17 protein-coding genes are annotated in these 16,524 nt (G+C 50.7%); 12 read left to right on the forward strand and 5 right to left on the reverse strand.

Annotation, left to right across the window (positions count from 1 at the left end):
• Positions 1-3 precede the first annotated feature (3 nt).
• From hisD to ABU178_RS12475, 10 genes are all read left to right on the forward strand, one after another.
• Positions 4-1,311 (forward strand): histidinol dehydrogenase, encoded by a 1,308-nt coding sequence (hisD, locus tag ABU178_RS12430; RefSeq protein ID WP_397215230.1) that lies wholly within the window; start codon positions 4-6, stop codon positions 1,309-1,311.
• Positions 1,308-2,384, forward strand: coding sequence for a histidinol-phosphate transaminase (gene hisC, locus ABU178_RS12435; protein ID WP_397215232.1), 1,077 nt, complete (start codon positions 1,308-1,310; stop codon positions 2,382-2,384). Before hisD ends, hisC begins: the two co-directional genes overlap by 4 nt.
• Positions 2,381-3,448, forward strand: a complete 1,068-nt coding sequence (hisB, locus tag ABU178_RS12440; protein WP_397215234.1) for a bifunctional histidinol-phosphatase/imidazoleglycerol-phosphate dehydratase HisB — start codon at positions 2,381-2,383, stop codon at positions 3,446-3,448. The genes hisC and hisB overlap by 4 nt, the downstream gene beginning before the upstream one ends.
• On the forward strand, positions 3,449-4,039 hold the full coding sequence (hisH, locus tag ABU178_RS12445) for an imidazole glycerol phosphate synthase subunit HisH (RefSeq protein WP_397215236.1): 591 nt from the start codon (positions 3,449-3,451) through the stop codon (positions 4,037-4,039).
• Positions 4,039-4,776, forward strand: coding sequence for a 1-(5-phosphoribosyl)-5-[(5-phosphoribosylamino)methylideneamino]imidazole-4-carboxamide isomerase (hisA, locus tag ABU178_RS12450; RefSeq protein ID WP_397215238.1), 738 nt, complete (start codon positions 4,039-4,041; stop codon positions 4,774-4,776). Before hisH ends, hisA begins: the two co-directional genes overlap by 1 nt.
• Positions 4,758-5,534, forward strand: coding sequence for an imidazole glycerol phosphate synthase subunit HisF (gene hisF / locus ABU178_RS12455; RefSeq protein WP_397215240.1), 777 nt, complete (start codon positions 4,758-4,760; stop codon positions 5,532-5,534). Before hisA ends, hisF begins: the two co-directional genes overlap by 19 nt.
• A complete protein-coding gene (gene hisIE, locus ABU178_RS12460; protein ID WP_397215241.1) occupies positions 5,528-6,139 on the forward strand; it encodes a bifunctional phosphoribosyl-AMP cyclohydrolase/phosphoribosyl-ATP diphosphatase HisIE in 612 nt (203 codons plus the stop codon). The genes hisF and hisIE overlap by 7 nt, the downstream gene beginning before the upstream one ends.
• A 119-nt stretch (positions 6,140-6,258) precedes the next feature.
• Entirely contained in the window at positions 6,259-7,578 is a 1,320-nt protein-coding gene (locus ABU178_RS12465; protein WP_397215243.1) for a type II toxin-antitoxin system HipA family toxin, read from the forward strand.
• Positions 7,575-7,907 carry a helix-turn-helix domain-containing protein gene (locus tag ABU178_RS12470; protein WP_397215245.1) on the forward strand — a complete coding sequence of 111 codons (333 nt, stop codon included), beginning with the start codon at positions 7,575-7,577 and terminating at the stop codon, positions 7,905-7,907. Before ABU178_RS12465 ends, ABU178_RS12470 begins: the two co-directional genes overlap by 4 nt.
• On the forward strand, positions 7,894-8,370 hold the full coding sequence (locus ABU178_RS12475; protein ID WP_397215247.1) for a YbaK/prolyl-tRNA synthetase associated domain-containing protein: 477 nt from the start codon (positions 7,894-7,896) through the stop codon (positions 8,368-8,370). Before ABU178_RS12470 ends, ABU178_RS12475 begins: the two co-directional genes overlap by 14 nt.
• 15 nt (positions 8,371-8,385) lie before the next feature.
• Here the strand turns inward: ABU178_RS12475 and ABU178_RS12480 are convergent, their stop codons facing one another.
• Positions 8,386-9,486 carry a hypothetical protein gene (locus ABU178_RS12480; RefSeq protein WP_397215249.1) on the reverse strand — a complete coding sequence of 367 codons (1,101 nt, stop codon included), beginning with the start codon at positions 9,484-9,486 and terminating at the stop codon, positions 8,386-8,388.
• Between the two features lie 182 nt (positions 9,487-9,668).
• Here ABU178_RS12480 and ABU178_RS12485 point away from each other — a divergent pair, with 182 nt between their 5' ends.
• Complete coding sequence (locus ABU178_RS12485; protein ID WP_397215251.1) at positions 9,669-10,466, forward strand: ABC transporter substrate-binding protein; 798 nt, start codon at positions 9,669-9,671, stop codon at positions 10,464-10,466.
• 127 nt (positions 10,467-10,593) lie between these two features.
• The gene (locus tag ABU178_RS12490; protein WP_397215254.1) at positions 10,594-11,709 is read left to right on the forward strand and encodes a succinylglutamate desuccinylase/aspartoacylase family protein; all 1,116 of its coding nucleotides are present in this window, start codon (positions 10,594-10,596) and stop codon (positions 11,707-11,709) included.
• A gap of 44 nt (positions 11,710-11,753) precedes the next feature.
• Here the strand turns inward: ABU178_RS12490 and ABU178_RS12495 are convergent, their stop codons facing one another.
• The 4 genes from ABU178_RS12495 to ABU178_RS12510 form a co-directional block, all read right to left on the reverse strand.
• Entirely contained in the window at positions 11,754-13,997 is a 2,244-nt protein-coding gene (locus tag ABU178_RS12495) for a hypothetical protein (protein WP_397215256.1), read from the reverse strand.
• Positions 13,998-14,001: 4 nt separating this feature from the next.
• Positions 14,002-14,847, reverse strand: a complete 846-nt coding sequence (locus ABU178_RS12500) for a hypothetical protein (RefSeq protein WP_397215258.1) — start codon at positions 14,845-14,847, stop codon at positions 14,002-14,004.
• Positions 14,848-14,931: 84 nt separating this feature from the next.
• Positions 14,932-15,879, reverse strand: a complete 948-nt coding sequence (locus tag ABU178_RS12505; RefSeq protein WP_397215260.1) for a glycosyltransferase family 2 protein — start codon at positions 15,877-15,879, stop codon at positions 14,932-14,934.
• Positions 15,880-15,914: 35 nt separating this feature from the next.
• On the reverse strand, positions 15,915-16,295 hold the full coding sequence (locus ABU178_RS12510; protein ID WP_397215262.1) for a GtrA family protein: 381 nt from the start codon (positions 16,293-16,295) through the stop codon (positions 15,915-15,917).
• Positions 16,296-16,524: the final 229 nt, after the last annotated feature.

The raw sequence follows: 16,524 nt of genomic DNA on the forward strand, positions 1-16,524 counted from the left end.
ACGATGAGCGCATTTAATACCGTGATTGAGTGGCAGCGATGCAGCCGCGAAGAACAACAGGCGCTGCTGACTCGCCCGGCGATTTCCGCCTCTGACGCTATCAGCCAGACGGTAGGTGAAGTGCTGGATAAAGTGAAAAAACAGGGCGACGCCGCGCTGCGTGAGTTCAGCGCCCGTTTTGATAAAACTCAGGTTGACGCCGTGCGCGTCAGCGACGCGCAGATCGCCGCCGCCAGCGAGCGTCTGAGCACTACCCTGAAGCAAGCGATGGCGGTCGCCGTCGCCAATATCGAAACCTTCCACAACGCACAGCAGCTGGCGACGGTGGATATTGAAACCCAACCCGGCGTGCGCTGCCAGCAGATCACCCGTCCGGTGCAGTCGGTGGGCCTCTACATTCCCGGCGGCTCGGCGCCGCTCTTCTCCACGGTATTAATGCTGGCGACGCCAGCGCGCATCGCCGGCTGTGGCCGCGTGGTGCTCTGCTCGCCGCCGCCTGTCGCCGATGAGATTCTTTACGCGGCGCAGTTGTGCGGCGTGAAAGAGGTGTTCCAGGTCGGCGGCGCGCAGGCGATTGCCGCCCTCGCCTTTGGTACCGAATCGGTGCCGAAAGTGGATAAAATTTTCGGCCCCGGCAATGCGTACGTTACCGAAGCCAAACGTCAGGTGAGTCAGCGTCTGGACGGCGCGGCGATCGACATGCCTGCCGGCCCGTCGGAAGTGCTGGTGATCGCGGATGAAGGCGCCACGCCCGCGTTTGTCGCCTCCGATCTGCTCTCCCAGGCGGAGCACGGTCCCGATTCGCAGGTGATTCTGCTGACCCCGTCGCGTCAGTTAGCCGAGGACGTTGCAGCACAGGTTGAACAACAGCTCAGCCAGCTACCGCGCGCCGCCACCGCGCGCCAGGCGCTGGAGAGCAGCCGCCTGATCGTGGCTGCGGATCTGGCGCAGTGCGTGGCCATCTCCAACCAGTACGGCCCGGAGCATCTGATTATTCAGACGCGCCAGCCGCGCCAGCTGGTTGAGGCCATTACCAGCGCCGGATCGGTTTTTCTCGGCGACTGGTCGCCGGAGTCGGCGGGCGATTATGCTTCTGGTACCAACCATGTGTTGCCGACCTACGGCTATACCGCTACCTGTTCCAGCCTTGGGCTGGCCGATTTCCAGAAGCGCATGACGGTGCAGGAGCTGACGCCGCAGGGCTTCCTCAATCTGGCCGCCACCATCGAAACTCTGGCTGCCGCCGAGCAGCTGGAAGCCCATAAAAATGCCGTGACCCTGCGCGTCGCCGCCCTGAAGGAGCAAGCATGAGCGTGAATATTGAAGATCTGGCGCGCGCCAACGTGCGTGCGTTAACCCCTTATCTGTCGGCGCGCCGTCTGGGCGGTAATGGCGATGTCTGGCTGAACGCCAACGAATATCCGCTGCCGGTACCCTTTGAACTCTCACAGCAGACGCTGAACCGCTACCCGGAGTGTCAGCCGAAAGTGGTGATCGATCGCTACGCGGCCTATGCGGGCCTGACGCCGGAGCAGGTGCTGGTGTGTCGCGGCGCGGATGAAGGGATCGAGCTGCTGATGCGCGCCTTCTGCGAGCCGGGCAAAGATGCCATTCTTTTCTGTCCGCCGACCTACGGCATGTACAGCGTCAGCGCCGAAACCATCGGCATTGAGTACCGCACCGTGGAAGCGCTGCCGGACTGGCAGCTCAATCTGCCCGCCATTGCTGACCAGCTGGACGGCGTAAAGCTGGTCTATATGTGCAGCCCGAACAATCCCACCGGCAACCTGATCAGCCGGGAAGATATCCGTGCCCTGCTGGAGATGACCGCCGGTAAAGCGCTGGTGGTGGCGGACGAGGCCTATATTGAATTCTGCCCTGAGGCAACGCTGGCGGGCTGGCTGCAGGCGTATCCGCATCTGGTGGTGCTGCGCACGCTGTCAAAAGCTTTTGCGCTGGCTGGCCTGCGTTGCGGCTTTACCCTTGCCAACAAGCCGGTAATCGACCTGCTGATGAAGGTAATCGCCCCCTACCCGCTGGCGACCCCGGTGGCCGACGTGGCGGGACAGGCGCTCAGTGAAGAAGGAATTGCGCTGATGCGTCGGCACGTCGCGGAGCTGAACGCCAACCGCGACTGGCTCACCGCGCAGCTTCAGCAGATTGCCTGTGTGGAGCGGGTGTTCCCTAGCGAAACCAACTATATTCTGGCGCGTTTTACCGAGTCGCCAAAGGTATTTAAAACGCTGTGGGATCAAGGCATTATCCTGCGTGACCAAAACAAAAACCGGGGCCTGGCGGGGTGCCTGCGCATCTCCATCGGCACCCGTGACGAATGCGAGCGGCTGATCGCCGCGCTGCAAGCCTTACCTGTGGAGCAAGCATGAGCCAGAAGACGCTTTTTATCGACCGTGACGGTACTATTATTTCCGAGCCACCGCAGGATTTTCAGGTGGATCGCATGGACAAACTCGCCTTTGAGCCGAACGTGATCCCGGCGCTGCTCGCCCTGCAGGAGGCGGGCTATACGCTGGTGATGATCACCAATCAGGATGGCCTGGGCACCCACCGCTTCCCGCAGGCGGACTTTGACGGCCCGCATAACCTGATGATGCAGATCCTCACCTCGCAGGGTATCCGCTTCGACGACGTGCTGATCTGCCCGCATATGCCGGATGACAACTGCGACTGCCGCAAGCCGAAAACCAAAATGGTGGAAGCCTGGCTGGCGGAAGGCGCTATCGACACCGCACACAGCTATGTGATTGGCGATCGCCAGACCGATATCGAGCTGGCGCATAATATGGGCATTGAGGGGATCCGCTATAGCGCGGATGGCGCGGACTGGAACACCATCCGGCAGCGCCTGACGCAACGCGACCGCCACGCCATCGTCAACCGCAACACCAAAGAGACGCAGATTCAGGTTGAAGTGTGGCTGGATCGCGAAGGCGGCAGCAAATTCAATACCGGCGTCGGCTTCTTCGACCATATGCTGGATCAGATCGCCACGCACGGCGGCTTCCGCATGAACATCGAGGTGAAAGGCGATCTCTATATTGACGATCACCACACCGTGGAAGATACCGGCCTGGCGCTGGGCGAAGCCTTGCTGAAGGCGCTGGGCGACAAGCGCGGCATCGGCCGTTTCGGTTTTGTGCTGCCGATGGATGAGTGCCTGGCGCGCTGCGCGCTGGATATCTCCGGCCGTCCGCACCTGGAATTTAAAGCGGAGTTTAACTATCAGCGCGTCGGCGATCTCAGCACCGAGATGGTAGAACACTTTTTCCGTTCGCTCTCTTACACCATGGCCAGCACGCTGCACCTGAAAACCAAAGGCAAGAATGACCATCACCGCGTGGAAAGCCTGTTTAAAGCCTTTGGCCGCACGCTGCGCCAGGCAATCCGCGTTGAGGGCAATACTCTGCCGAGCTCGAAAGGAGTGCTGTAAATGAAGGTGGTGATTCTTGATACCGGCTGCGCCAACCTCTCTTCAGTGAGATGGGCGGTTGAGCGCCTCGGCTATGTGCCGGAAGTGAGCCGCGACCCTGACCTGGTGCTGCGTGCCGACAAACTTTTTTTGCCCGGCGTCGGCACTGCGCAGGCGGCGATGGATCAGCTGCGCGAGCGCGATTTGGTTGATCTGATCAAAGCCTGCACCCAGCCGGTGCTGGGCATTTGCTTAGGAATGCAGCTGCTGGGCCGCAGCAGCGACGAGAGCGGCGGCGTGCCTGGCCTCGGCATCATCGACGCACCGGCTACTCTGATGGATACCCAGGGCCTGCCGCTGCCGCATATGGGCTGGAACCAGATCGTGCCGCAGGCGGGTAATCATCTGTTTCGCGGCATCGATGAGGGCAGCTACTTCTACTTCGTCCACAGCTATGCGATGCCGGTAAATGCCAATACTATCGCCCAGTGCCATTACGGTCTCCCCTTCACCGCCGCGGTGCAGAAAGATAACTTCTTCGGCGTGCAGTTCCACCCGGAACGCTCCGGCAAAGCGGGCGCGCAGCTGCTGAAAAATTTCCTGGAGATGTGATGATTATTCCGGCTTTAGATTTAATTGAAGGCAAAGTGGTGCGTCTGCATCAGGGCGATTATGCGCAGCAACGCGATTATGGCAGCGACCCGCTGCCGCGTCTGCAGGAGTATGAGCGTCAGGGGGCGCAGGTGCTGCATCTGGTGGATCTTACCGGCGCGAAAGATCCGGCGAAACGCCAGATCCCGCTGCTGAAAACCCTGCTGGATGGGGTAAAGGTTCCGGTTCAGGTAGGCGGCGGCATCCGCAGCCGCGACGACGTGGCTGCGCTGCTGGAAGCGGGCGCGGCGCGTGTGGTGGTCGGCTCCACGGCGGTGAAGCAGCCCGAAGCGGTGCAGGCCTGGTTTACCGAGTTTGGTCCGGACGCCATTGTGCTGGCGCTGGATGTGCGCATTGATGCCGACAACCGCAAAGAGGTGGCGATCAGCGGCTGGCAGGAAGCGGCTGGCGTGACGCTGGAAGAGGTGATTGAACAGTATCAGCCGTTCGGCCTGAAGCATGTGCTCTGCACCGATATCTCACGCGACGGCACCCTGAGCGGCTCGAACGTGACGCTTTATCAGGAAGTGTCGGCGCGTTATCCCACCATCGCCTTTCAGTCTTCCGGCGGCATCGGTTCGCTGGCGGATATCGCGGCCCTGCGCGGCAGCGGCGCGCAGGGCGTGATCGTCGGTCGCGCCCTGCTGGAAGAAAAATTCACGGTTTCGGAGGCAATCGCATGCTGGCAAAACGGATAATTCCCTGTCTCGACGTACGTGACGGGCAGGTAGTGAAAGGCGTTCAGTTCCGCAATCATGAGATCATTGGCGATATTGTGCCGCTGGCCCAGCGCTATGCGCAGGAAGGCGCCGACGAGCTGGTGTTTTACGATATCACCGCCTCCTCCGATGGCCGCGTGGTGGACAAAAGCTGGGTATCGCGCGTGGCGGAAGTGATTGATATCCCCTTCTGCGTGGCGGGCGGAATTAAAAGCGAAGAGGATGCCGCGCGCATTCTGCAATTTGGCGCCGATAAGATCTCCATTAACTCCCCTGCGCTGGCGGATCCTGAGCTGATTAACCGTCTTGCCGACCGTTTTGGCGTGCAGTGCATCGTGGTGGGTATTGATACCTGGTTCGACGAGGCGAGCGGTAAATACCATGTTAACCAGTACACCGGCGACGAAGCGCGCACCCGGGTGACGCAGTGGGAAACCCAGCAGTGGGTGCAGGAAGTGCAAAAGCGCGGCGCCGGAGAAATCGTGCTGAACATGATGAACCAGGATGGCGTGCGCAACGGCTACGATCTGGTTCAGCTGAAGAAGGTGCGCGAGCTGTGCAAGGTGCCGCTGATCGCCTCCGGCGGCGCGGGCACGATGCAGCATTTCCTTGATGCCTTTGAGCAGGCCAACGTCGACGGCGCCCTCGCCGCCTCGGTGTTTCATAAACAAATTATTAATATCGGCGAGCTGAAGCGCTTTCTGATTGAGAACGATGTGGAGATTCGCCCGTGTTAACTGAAGAACAACTGGCCCGCCTGGACTGGGTTAAAACTGACGGCATGATGCCGATCATCGTCCAGCACAGCGTTTCGGGCGAAGTGCTGATGCACGGCTATATGAATCAGGCAGCCCTGCAAAAAACCCTGAACGAAGGCAAGGTGACCTTTTTCTCGCGCACCAAAAATCGCCTGTGGACCAAGGGAGAAACCTCCGGACACTTCCTGAATGTGGTGAGCATCACGCCGGATTGCGATAACGACACGCTGCTGGTGCTGGCTAACCCCATCGGGCCAACCTGCCATCTCGGCACGTCGAGCTGCTTCTCGCCCGCAGCAGCAGACTGGACCTTTCTTTATCAGCTGGAGCAGCTGCTGGCGTCACGCAAAAGCGCCGACCCGGCCAGCTCCTATACCGCAAAACTCTATGCCAGCGGCACCAAGCGCATCGCGCAGAAAGTGGGTGAAGAAGGGGTGGAAACCGCACTCGCCGCCACGGTGAACGATCGCTTTGAGCTGACCAACGAAGCCTCTGACCTGATGTATCATCTGCTGGTGCTGCTGCAGGATCAGGATCTCAACCTGAGCGCGGTTATCGACAACCTGCGCGCACGCCATAAATAACTCGCCTGTGCAAAATTCTGCTCAAAAATGGCGGTCTCGCTTTTTTTTGAGCAGAATTCTTCTCAAAAATCTCTAACTCCGCTAACATTGAGCAATATTCTGCTCAATCGGTATGGGCTATGCTGACCATCCAACTTTTTATCGATAGCAACTGGCATGATGCGGCGGTGCTGGATATTAAGGAACCGCGTAAAGGACGCAACAGCCAGACAATGTTGGCTTATGAATTCAACTATGCGCTGGATTATCTTGATCGGAATGATCTGGCAAGTTGCAGCCTGCACTGTCCGGTCAGCCTGATAGGCAGCCATCATGCTCAGCCATGGTTCGGTTTTCTGGACGACATCATGCCTGCCGGTGCCAGCCGCCGCTACTGGATTAATCATCTGGGGCTTCAGGGCAAATCGCCTGCCGAGCAGGATTACCAGTTGTTGAAATCCGGCACTATCGCACCCGTAGGCAACCTGCGCATTAAAGAATCTTTACCCGAATTACCTCGTCAGAGCACGCTTCGCGACAGGCGCTTCCCAGTGGAATGGGCAACGGAACGCGATACCGACTTTCTTGAATACGCACAGCAGATGGGTGCAGCCAGCGGCGGCGCAACCGGCGCAGGCGGTGAGGCACCTAAACTGCTGTTGCGCTGCTCACCTGAAAATGAAGTGTGGATTGATACCTGGCAGGACGATCTGCAAAACCAGGATACACATTATCTGGTGAAATATCCGCGCGGCACGCGCAGCGCGATTGATTGTGACATTTTGCGCGCCGAGTATCATTTTTATCATGAGCTCAGCGCCCTCGGGGTTATTACCATTGATACCACGCAGATGCGTTTGCAGGAAGGCAGTCGCTACCCCTCTTTGTGGCTTCCCCGTTTTGATGTGGAATTCATCGCAGGGGAAAAAACCTTGTATGGTCTGGAGTCAGTTTTTTCGCTACTGCAAAAGCCCCCCGGTAGTTATCTCAATCACTTCGATATTATTCGCAAGCTGGTAGCACTGCTTCAACTGAAGGAGAGTGACCGGGAAACCTTTGTGATTGAGTGGGTAAAGCGAGACATGCTGAATATCGCTTTCGGCAATTCTGATAACCATGGGCGTAATAGTGCAATTCTGAAAAAAACAGAGGGTATGGGATTAGCACCGGTTTTTGATTTCGCGCCGATGAAAGCCGATCCGGAAGGTATTGCCCGCACCACGCAGTGGGGATCGCCATTTGAAGAAGGGGGTTACTACCAGTGGGCAAAAATTGCCGATGCGCTGGCTGATCTTGTGCCTCCCCAAACGCTGATACAGGCATTAGCAGCGCTGGCAGAAAAATTGATCGGACTGAAATCACGGCTACAGGAACGCGGCGTGCCCTCTTCCATTATTAACATGCCGGGAATGGGTTTTGATTATCTCGATCAGCGTATCGATTCATGGAGATTACAATGAAGCCATTATCGCCATTTGATCGGGAAGCCATGCTGCTGGAACAACTACAGCGTCTGTTTAAAGATGATATCTCCCCCGGAGAATTGCTTCAGTCGTTGCGAAAGCAGGTGCTGGGCTTCTCTCAGGAGCGCTATGCTGCGCTTGCAGGCATCAGTCGACGCACGCTTTCGGATATTGAACAGAACAAAGAGAGCGCATCGCTGACGACATTAAACCGGGCATTTAAACCTTTGGGGCTAAAAGTTGGCCTGTTGCCGCGCCAGAACGGCATGATGAAGCAGCTGTTAAATCAATTAACGGAGACCGGAGAACCCGATGACCACTCATGAAAAGCTGATCGCTTTACTGGAACAGCACAACGCACATTACAGCCTGATGGAACATGAAGCCACCGGCAAATGCGAAGCGGTGGCGGCGATTCGCGGCACCGACGTGGGCCAGGGCGCCAAGGCGCTGGTGTGTCATGTGAAGGGCAACGGCGTAAAACAGCATGTGCTGGCGATCTTACCTGCCGATCGCCAGGCCGATCTCGGCAAAGTCGCCGCGGCAGTCGGCGGTAGGCGCGCCTCGCTTGCCAGCCCGGCGGAGGTGGATTCTCTGACCGGCTGCGTGTTTGGCGCGATACCGCCGTTCAGCTTTCACAGCGATTTGAAGCTGGTGGTCGATCCGCTGCTGTTTGAACGCTATGAAGAGATCGCCTTCAATGCCGGACGTCTTGATAAATCGGTGGTGTTGAAAACCACGGACTACCGGCGTATCTGTCAGGCTGAAGTGGTAAACATCATCCAGTGACGATCTCCCCAGCGGTCATTCATAGCCAAGCTGGCTGTTAATCTCCTTCAACCCGCTGATCACAAAATATTTTTCGGCATCTTCGCTCCAGTAATCCTGCCAGTTTGAGCGGGTGCCGGAAAAAGTGGGATTCTTTTTGCCATATTGCGCCATCAGCGCGGCGCAAAGCTGTTGCGCAAAACCCGGTTTCAGCCTGTTAAGCTTCGCTTTCACCTCTTCAGAAAAGCTGTCGCTGCACATCTCTTCATACTTCACCGGAATGCTTTCATCATCGCTCAGCATCATCAACGCGATCTCTTTGATATGTGCGATATCACAGGCGGAATAGGTCATTAAAAAAGCGATAAACCGGGTCTGCTCGCTCATTTCTCGCCAGTAGCCGTCAACCTCGTCGCAGGGCTTCACTTTTTTATATTTGAAGCGATAGAGACTCACCAGTACATCTCTTAAATTGCGACGCAGATTAAAGATGCAGATATCCTGCTCACGAATAAAATCGAGCATCAGCGGCGATTCAATGTGCCCGACTACTGCCCGTCCCTTCAGTAACCGGGTCACCAGGTCAACCGGAAAATTAACCCGGCACTGTTTCGGATTAACGTGCACCTCATCGTCCGGGAGTTGTCTGTAGTCATCAATGATATTCGTCCCGGAAAGATGCAGACGAAGAGAAGGAATACCCGCTTCTTTGAGCGCCGCCTCAAGAAAATAGGTGCCGGATTTAGGAATGCTGTTGACCAGGAAACCAGAACAGCGATATTCCCCGGCGTCGCTATGCGCATCGGTTTTCAGCAGCGGCAACAGGTAAAGCGGGAAACCTTGGTTTTCTACCCGCCCCTGCCAGATGCCTTCCGCAATATGTCTGAAGCGGCTGGCGATATCGCCTTCCTGATCCAGTAAACATAATTCACTGCCCGCCATTATCCAGGCGCATAGGTTATCATCGCCATAGCCATAGATTTCGCCATCGGGTTGAAAGACAAGCTCGCCATAAGCTGAGCCGGTCGGTGAGCCGTAAGCGTAAATAGTGGTAAACTCGGGTCTGTGGTCTGCTGGATTTTCTTTGTCACGGAGAGATAAGGCTTGGGGCTGGCTGCTTTGGCTCAATTGCTTCATAAAGGTCTCCAGGCTGCATGTATGCCTCAACAATCTAAGCATATTACAGCGCGGCAGAATCAGCTCCGCCTGTTTAAAAATCCACCACGTTGGTAGTGCCAGTCTGAACACCCGGCCATTGCCATCCCGGCAGCTGGCAGGTACTCTTCCTGCTTTAACAAGACAAAAAGAAGACCGATCTTATGGCAAGTATGAAGTTCTCCGCACGTCTGCGTCAGACGCTGGCGATAGCTGTAATGGCAGGCTGTGCGTTTGGCGCGCAGGCAAAAATTGACCAGGTGCGCTTCGCTGTTGATGCCACCTATCCTCCTTTCGAATCAAAAACGCCGCAGGGAAAACTGGTGGGTTTTGATATCGATCTCGGTAATGCGCTGTGCGAACAGATGCAGGCCAAATGCGTGTGGGTTGAGAGCCAGTTCGACGGCATGATCCCGGCACTGAAAGCGCGTAAATTTGACGCCATCCTGTCAGATATGGGAATTACGGAAGAGCGCCTGAAGCAGATCAACTTTACCGTGCCGCTGTATGACACCCATACGCAGCTGATTGCGCGCAAAGGTTCCGGTCTGCTGCCGACTGCCGACTCGCTGAAGGGTAAAACCGTGGGCGTTGAACAGGGCACGGTTCAGGAGCGTTACGCGCTGGCGAAATGGCAGCCGCACGGCGTCACCGTGGTGCCTTATGGCGATCAGGCTCAGGTTGAAAACGATCTGGTTGCAGGACGTCTTGACGCGGTGTTTACCGATGCGGCTCAGGCGGCGAACGGCTTCCTGAAACAGCCTCAGGGCCAGGCGTTTGAACTGGCGGGCCCGATTGTGCAGGATCCAATTATCGGTCCCGGCACGGCCATCGGGCTGCGTAAAGACGATAGCGAGCTGAAAACCGCGCTGGACAACGCCTTTGCGGAAATCAAAAAGAACGGCACCTTCGACAAGATTCAGAAAAAGTATTTCGCTACCGACATTTCTATTCAGCAATGATAACCAGGGCGGCTTTTTACGCCGCCCTGCGTTAAAAGCGGCACTATACTTTTCTTTTTCTGTTCAGCAAAAGCGCGGGCAGCCGCATCGCTGGCGCTTTGCCCTATTGTGAGACTGCCCTACTGTCATGCAACAACAACATCATCCTCTGCTTTCTGCCTCGCTGGGCACCCAGAGCGAAATTATCAGCTTTCATTTTGGTGAAGAGTGTGACCGTCAGGTCTATATCCAGGCGGCACTACATGGCGATGAGCTGCCGGGCATGGCGGTCGCCTGGTATCTGAAACAGCGTCTGAAGGCGCTTGAGTCTGCCGGCAAGCTGAATTGCTGTATTACGCTGGTTCCGGTAGCGAACCCGCTGGCGCTGGCTCAGCACTGGCACGGCACTCATCTGGGACGTTTTCATACCCTTTCCGGCCAGGATTTTAACCGTCAGTTTCCCGCATTGGGCGAAGTACTGGCGCAGACGCTGGCAGACACCCTGACGCAAAGCGAAGCGGAGAATAAGCGCCTGATCCGTGACGCCATCGATCGTCATTTCCGTGACCGGATACCACACACCGAGCTTGAGGCGAAGCGATTCACGCTGATGCGGATGGCGTGTCAGGCGGATCTGATGATTGATCTGCATTGTGACTGGGAAGCGTTGCCGCATCTTTATACAACGCCGCAGGCCTGGCCGCATATTGAACCGCTGGCGCGCAGGCTGGGAAGCCAGGCGCATCTGCTGGCGGAAATCTCTGGCGGCGAACCCTTTGATGAAGCCTGCTGCGAACCCTGGCTGACGCTGAAACAACGCTTCGGTAACGACTATCCGATTCCGCAGGGACTGTTGCCGGTCACGCTGGAGCTGCGCGGCGTACGCGATGTTTCTCCAGAGCAGGCTGAACAGGATGCCGAAGCGATTATTCAGGCGCTGGTGGACGGCGAATTTATCAACGACGAGGTTCAACCCTTACCCGATTTGCAGAACAAAGCTACGCCTCTGGCTGGCTGTGAGTATCTTCATGCGCCGCATTCCGGCCTGATTCTGCATCGTCGCAAGTTAGGTGAATGGGTAAAAGCGGGTGAAGTGGTGGCGGAGATTGTGGACCCGATTACCGATCAGATCACGCCGCTGATCGCCGAGTTTGGTGGATTGATCTATGCCAGACATTGGGTGCGCTTTGCTACTGCGGGCATGCTGGTGGTGCGGCTGGCAGGGGAAGATGCGGGAAGAAGTGGGGATTTGTTGGTGGGGTAAATCATTAGCTACCTTAAAAAAGGGCTGCCAAGCAGCCCCGGTTCTCAATTATCAAACATTTCAACCTTTGTCAGATAAATACCTAACACACGATCATCAGGCAGGTTCAAATCCTTAGGGGAGATTGCACCTTGGACTTTTAAATGTAACTGACTTATCGTCGCACCTTGTGTAAATTCATAATCAAAAATCTCCTCACCTCCTTTAGAAATTAAAGTCTTTTCAAAGCCTGGAGCGGCAGAGGAAGTGAATATAACTGATTTGGGTTTCGAAGGCGTGGCACCAAAAACAGAAAAATGGATTCTTGCCGTATGTTTACTCCCTTTGTCCGCATCGATTGGCAGGTTTAGCGTAGCTTCAGGGTAAGACCAGACGTGATCGGGCTCTGCTAAATACCAGCCCTGCCCGGTTAGGCGAAAATTTTTATAGTCATTCAAAGCGTAATTAACTGGATAAGCGATACCTTTATTATTCAGTCTTACAACTGCATATAAAAGGTTATCTTTTATATCAAGATATTTTTCTTTTTGAAGGGCCATTACTACTGGTAAAAATTCGGCCCTGTGTATATTTGAAATCCATTTAGTAGCCTTTCCTTTAGTTGTTAGATTTACTAGTTCACCAGCATCATTTTTAATTGTACCTGCACGCCAAATCATATCAAAGTAAGGAATAATGATAGCATCGGCTTCACCGGTAGAGAGCATTTTAACAATATAACCAGCATTATTTTTATCAATTTTATTAGCGAGAGGACGCATATTTATTGGCCAATGCGGCCAAGCAGCTTCTAGGTTCTTGTCTCCGCCAATATTATATGTACGCTTACCTAGCATGGGAGCAAGGTAGTTAGCAAAAAAATCATTCCCCCACGGAATAAATGCTATTGTCTTAGCACCATGTAAATCCTCTCTCAAAGGCTGAATCAAATAATCATTAATATTGTCAAATGCTTTATATTGATTATTACCGGACGCAAGCTTACTAGGCAATGCAGGCATATATGCAATCAGCATAAAAACAAGAATACAAAGCTTGATCTTTTTAGAAAAAACAGTGCTTAGCACTAAGATAAGCATCCACCAAGACATCATAAAAGATAAGGCTATCCATCGATAAGTTGCTCTCATAACATTTATACCAGGCACATGCTGATAAATAAAAGCACTGCCTGTAGCAAACCAAGCTGCGCTTGCAGGCATAAGCGGTAAACAACTGCCGCAACCTATAGGTTTTAAAGAAAATAATTTGAATGATGGCCCCAAGGCAAGATACATACCCACAGAAAAAAGGAAAAAGCACAGGAGCCAGTTACTATCCAATTTTTTCTTGACACCCCAGTAAATAGCAACAGGCATAATCAATATCAAAGGCAATATAAAGCTAGTAATCCAGACTGAATCATCTCCATAATGATTTTTTGTAGAGCGTGGTAGGTAAAAATGGAGGGTATCAAATAGCCAATGCGTATGCATTGTAGGAATAAACAAATAAGAAAGATCTACTCCCCAACCACGAAAGAAGTCCATATCGGAAAAGGTATAACTACTTTTCCCAATAAAAGCACTATAAAGAAGATATGCTATGGAAAAAACGAAAAAGTGATAAAAGAAAAACCAAGCTGTTCTTGAAATATTTTCACATTTTCCTTTTGCGGCATTAAACAAAAGAAAACATGAACTCATAACAGCAAAAATAACAAAAGTATAACCATCCATAAATATAGAGATTATGGCAGCGAAAGCATAAAGACTATGGGTGAGCATTACATCTAATGATTTTCTTTTAATTTCACGGGAAAATAATACACAGCAATAAAAATAGGACGGCAATAATGCCATCCCAAGAGACAACATTCCATAGCTAGCATGATTCACTACAACCGGTGTAATGAGCCATAGCGCTGCGCACAAGAAAGCATTAATACCTTTTAACCCATAATATTTACAAAATTGGAAACCCCCAATAAAAGAAATGAGAAACCAAGCTGAAAAAACAAGATCATAAGCTAACTTAGGCTCAAAACTAAACCTCAATAGCCATGACATATTTATGACAGCAGGTAGGCCAAAAGATATTGCAGCAGGTATGGGGTAGCCAAAATCAGTAGAAAAAACAGAATAAATTGGCCCATGGGATAATGATTTTGCAAACCCTAATGCCCATATTGCCTGATCTCTGGCTGGAATTGAATAAAAGGGAATGATTCCATTTATAATTAGCACAAAACAAAAAATAATAAAACCATAAAGATAAAATAAAAAAATATTTTTTTTCATAAAAGTCACAGAACTAATCCTTTTTTAAAAAAAATAAAAAAGATCCAAAAAAGAAAAAGATAAAATCACCGCAAACTGAAATTATACGAAATAGAATTGCTGAGGTAAAAACATCATGCTCAGCCAAGCCAGACGGAGACAACAGAAAAATTAGAACTGTTTCACGAACGCCAATTCCAGCTGGCGCCCCCGGAATGACAAAACCGATTAGCCATGCCGTGGAAAATGCTGAAATAATGTAGAAAAAACTTTCTGCATCGTAATCAAAGTGGCTTACTATTTTTAGCACCACTGCGAACAAACCTCCGAGGACGCATAAAAAAATCATATAGAAGAAAAGAGAAATAATTGTTTTTTTCTTAAAAAAATACACAGTCAAATAAATAATAAAATTGCTTAATGCCATCAATGAAAAAGCATAGATCCCATGCTCGTTGAATAGACAGCTATAGCCTATAAATACTGCAAACCCAAGCGCAGATAATAACTGCAGGAAAATTTCATAAAGCTGTGACTTAGCTAATTTTTTCGCTGGTATACCGTACGCTACACCCAAAAATTGTTTCCCTACATAATGGAATATATTTCCGGGTATATATTTTCCAATTTGCGAAATACCGTAAATTGCAAGATAAGATTTTACTGGCAGTTTATAATCTAGGTTAGAAATTATATTACCCCATGCAAGTGCAAGGAACATTGCGCTCCAAGCATAAATAAATGGCATCCAAAAATAAGTAGCCAGATGTGAATCGGTGATAGAATTAATTGTACCATTTAAATCCTGATATTTTCCATACAGAAAGTAAACGGACGCAAGAGTAATAACGAAACCTACCAGATTGAAGATTTTTTTCACTACACCATCCTGCAATGGATTCTAAACTAATTTCTTTTTAGATGACATCTAAGACATAGTGTTTCATAGATGTCATTCAAGTATTTACTTCCTTCGAAAGTTTATTCTTTTTATTAGTCTTTCCCTTATATCTTCTAGAAGCTTTCGATTAGCAGCAAGCAAATCGGCCAAAAAAGACACCAAAATAGTCTGGAATCCCATCATGAGCAGTATGGCTGAGAGAATAAGTGACTGGATATGACCTTGTCCGCTTTCAAATATATAAAAATACATGTATCTGATGCTTATCAATATACCAAGCAACATTAGGACTATACCTATTGACATAAAGAATTTAAAAGGTCGGTATATCACATAAATTCTAATTATTGTAAAAATACTTCTTTGAATATAAGAAGGTATACTTTTTACTAACCGAGAGGGGCGAAGGTCTTCATTAACATTAACGGGAACAGAGGTTATAGCAATATCTTTACGCCCAGCCTGAATAATAGTTTCAAGGGTATAAGTGTATTCGCTGAACACGATAAGTTTTTGCGCAGCATTACGGCTGATTGCCCTGAACCCGCTGGGAGCATCAGGAATAGCGGTTTTGCTGGCACCTCGTACAACCCAACTTCCTAATTTTTGTAAAATTTTTTTTGCGGGTGAAAAGTGCTCAATTGTCGTAATCGGTCTTGCGCCGATAACCATCTCATATTTTCTTTCGAGAATAGGTCTGACTAAATCAGGAATATTAGTGGCGTCATACTGGTTATCCGCATCTGTATTAATAATAACATCAGCACCCAAATTTAAACAGTGATCGATACCAGTCATAAATGCGACTGCTAGTCCTTTGTTACCCATATGCTGAACAATATGATCAACTCCACACTGTTTAGCAACTTCAATTGTATTATCTTTACTACCATCATCAATTACTAGCCACTCTACTTTATCGAAACCTTCAACTTGCCGTGGTAAAGCAGCAAGAGCAATGGCAAGCGTTCCCGATTCATTATAGCAGGGCATTTGAATAATAAGCTTCACGATTTTTACCTAGAAAAATTATACAAAGAAAATAGTTAGTTAAATTTATAGACACAATATTTTGATGTCAAGTAGTTAACAGTTAGTCCTGCGAAGCTTCCTATCGCTACGGCCAATACAGGATAAGATCTAGTAACTGAAATAAATGAAATTGATAAAGCATAAGAAAAATAGTTAATACTGCCGCCAATAAGCATAAATTTGAAATATAGAAAAAACTCTTGCCTTTTGCTACAACCTGATTTTCTACCTCGAAACGTTAAGACTCGATTGAAAAACCAAGTAACCATCACTGCACAAATAAAAGAAATTAATCTTGCAAAATAAAAACCAAAGCTATGTTTAAGAAGGTAGAGCATAGAAGAATCGACAATAAAACCTATGGCCCCAATTACAGCAAAAAGAAAAATATTCATATTCACCTTAGATAAAAAGGGCATACTATGCCCTATGATATTATCAATATGAGGGTTAAACCATACCGAGCCAGAGCAAGTAGGGCCCTTCTTTAAACATTATTAAGGAAAAAATTTTCCCTAGTAAACTTTTAGCATAACTTCATAATCTATACTTACCTTACTAATATTTACTTGCAACTCTGCCAGAGCAATAATCTTTTAATCACTCTCACTAATTTTTCATTTA

It is taken from the genome of Pantoea osteomyelitidis (assembly GCF_044342975.1).
In the GTDB taxonomy this organism is placed as follows: Bacteria; Pseudomonadota; Gammaproteobacteria; order Enterobacterales; family Enterobacteriaceae; genus Pantoea; species Pantoea osteomyelitidis.